The organism is Blastococcus sp. CT_GayMR20, assembly GCF_004570345.1.
On record NZ_SPQM01000274.1, the window covers coordinates 1 to 2653 of the forward strand.

The 2653-nt window shown below is 74.7% G+C and carries 3 protein-coding genes and 1 pseudogene; 1 reads left to right on the forward strand and 3 read right to left on the reverse strand.

Annotated elements, in window-relative coordinates; genetic code table 11:
* Positions 1 to 863, reverse strand: a pseudogene (locus tag E4P40_RS27225) (ABC transporter); the annotation flags it as partial.
* Between the two features lie 43 nt (positions 864 to 906).
* On the reverse strand, positions 907 to 1569 hold the full coding sequence (locus E4P40_RS27230) for a PilZ domain-containing protein (RefSeq protein WP_135161411.1): 663 nt from the start codon (positions 1567 to 1569) through the stop codon (positions 907 to 909).
* Between the two features lie 237 nt (positions 1570 to 1806).
* Between E4P40_RS27230 and E4P40_RS27235 the strand changes: the two genes are divergently transcribed.
* Complete coding sequence (locus tag E4P40_RS27235; protein WP_135161412.1) at positions 1807 to 2253, forward strand: YdeI/OmpD-associated family protein; 447 nt, start codon at positions 1807 to 1809, stop codon at positions 2251 to 2253.
* Here the strand turns inward: E4P40_RS27235 and E4P40_RS27240 are convergent.
* On the reverse strand, positions 2250 to 2653 hold a 404-nt coding region (locus tag E4P40_RS27240), incomplete at its 5' end, for a GGDEF domain-containing protein (RefSeq protein WP_135161413.1). The two genes, E4P40_RS27235 and E4P40_RS27240, sit on opposite strands and share 4 nt — an antisense overlap.

Below are 2653 nucleotides of genomic sequence, written 5' to 3' on the forward strand. Positions count from 1 at the left end.
GTGACCCGCTGCTCGAGGCTGCCGAGGGCGCCGGTCAGGGTCTGCCGGACGACGGCCGCCCGGGCCTCCTGGTCGGCGGCCAGGCCGTGCAGCCAGCTCCGGAGCGGCGCGACCTGGTCCTCCGGCAGTCGGCCCTCGGTCAGCGGGCGCTCCTCGATGACGAACAGCCGCGCCCCGGCCAGGCCCGCGCGCTCGAGCATCCCGGCGAGATCGGCGGCGACCTCACCCGCAGCCTCCGGAGGAACGCGGTCGAGCACGACCGCCAGCGCCGTGCCGCGCTCCTGCGCAGTCCGCAGGAGGTCCCAGGGAACGGCATCGGCGTACCGGGCAGCCGTCGTCACGAAGACCCAGAGGTCGGCCGCCGCCAGCAGCTGGCCGGCGAGCTCGCGGTTGGACTCCACCACCGAGTCCACGTCGGGAGCGTCGAGCAGCGCCAGGCCGGGGGGCACGTCGTCCCGGGCGACGAGCTGCACGGTGCCCGGCCCGCCGGCGGACCCCGTGACGCGGGGCAGGCCCGGCAGCACCCGGTCGCCGGAGAAGCTGCTGACGTCCGCGCGCGAGCAGACGAGGACCGGTCCGCGGGTGGTGGGGCGCAGGACGCCCGCGGTGGTGACCTGGGCGCCGACCAGGCTGTTGACGAGCGTGGACTTGCCGGCGCCGGTCGATCCGCCGACGACGGTCAGCAGCGGGGCGTCGAGGTCGCGGAGCCGGGGCAGGAGGTAGTCGTCGATCTGGTCGGCAACGGCCCGCGCGGCGCGGCGGGCGTCGTCGCGGTCCGCGGTGGCGAGGCCGAGGGGGACGGCGGTCAGCTGGTTCCGCAGCGCCGTCAGGGCATCGGGCAGCCGGAGCGGCGGGGCAGTCACACCCCGTTATCTGCCCCGCGGGTCGCCGACCTACCCGCGCCGGTCAGCCGCGCAGGTCCGGCGGGGCGTCGTCGGCCTTCTTGGCCCGTTCCTCGCGCAGTGCCTGGAAGACCCTGCGGCGCACGTGGTCCTGGTCGCGCTCCTGGATGTTGACGAAGCGGATCGACATGACCCAGCGGGCGCCGCGGGCCTGGGTGCGGACGACCTCGGCGCCGGTCTTGATGCCGCCGTCCTCGAGCTGGAGAGCCAGGCTGAGCTTGGCGCCGGCCTCGGGCGGGGCGCCGAGTCCCTCGAACTCCGCCCGAAGGCCGGCCTCGCTGAGGTCGATGGTCTCGCCCTTGAGGTCGATGGAGCCGTACTCGGCGACGACGGGGACGGCCACCCGGCCGCGCACGGCCTTGCGCCGCTGGCTCGCCTCGGCCGGGCCGGTGGCGCGCATGCGCCAGCGGATGACGGCGCCCTGCTCGACGTCGGTGACCTCGGCAGGCAGAGCCCGCTGGGCGTCCTCGGTCTTCCAGAAGATCTCGACGGCGTCACCGACCCGGACGACGACCTGGTCGACGAACTCACCGACGGAGGGGCGCACCGAGATGTACTCGTTCTGGACGACCTCGACCCGCGAGCTCACCGAGATGCCGCGCCCGGTGAGCGTGACCTCGGCCTCGGTCTGCTCCACCGGATGGTCGACTCCGGGAACGCTCGTCATTCGTCCTCTCCGATCTGTACCGCGGTCCGCCGGCCCGATGCGCTCCGACCGGAGCCCCGCGGTGGGGAACGGTAGCCGCCGGGCCTGAGCCCGACCACGCCGCCCGCTCCCGACGCGCCGCAGGACGCAACCATCTGGTCCCGCCGCTCGTGGTCATCGGCTCATTACGTCGAGTGAGAAAGCCCGATCGGGTTCTTCCTACCCCGGAAGGGTCGGTGCCCGGCAGACTGTCTTCTCATGAGGTTCCGGACGACCGTCGAGCTCGGGGGCAAGACCGCGACCGGCATGCCCGTGCCGCCGGAGATCATGGAGGCGCTCGGCTCGGGGAAGAAGCCCCCGGTCCGCGTGACGGTCGGCGGGCACACCTACCGCAGCACGGTGGGAACGCGCGGCGGCGTCTACCTGCTGCCGCTGAGCGCGGAGAACCGGGCGGCCGCCGGCGTGGCGGCGGGGGACGAGGTCGAGGTCGACGTCGAGCTGGACGACCAGCCGCGGGAGCTCGCCGTCCCGGACGACCTCGTCGCGGCCCTGGCCGCGGACGACGCGGCCAGGGCGGAGTTCGAGCGACTCTCCAACAGCCACCGGCAACGGCACGTGCTGGCCATCGAGGGAGCGAAGGCGCCCGAGACCCGGGCGCGCCGCGTGGCGAAGGCCGTGGAGATGCTGCGCGAGGGCCGGCGCTAGCGGGGACGGGGGATCGGGGCCGCCTCACGGCGCGGCGCCCCGACGGCGTTCCGGGTGATCTTGGCGCGGTAGAGCTGCTCGTCGGCCCGCGACATGAGCTCCAACGGGTACGCCGCGGGGCCGGACGCGGCCGATACGCCCAGCGACAGGCTCAGCTCGGCGGGTTCGAAGCCTGCGGGCTGCAGCGCAGCCGCCTCCGCCCGGAGCCGTTCGGCGAGCTCGCACGCCCGGTCGAGGTCGGCGCCGGGCATGAGGACGGCCAGCTCGTCCCCGCCGAGGCGGGCGACGAGGTCACCGGCCCGCACACGGGCGGAGAGCATGCCGGCCACCGCGCGGAGGGCCTCGTCCCCACCGGGGTGGCCGTGCCGGTCGTTGATGCGCTTGAAGTGGTCGATGTCGA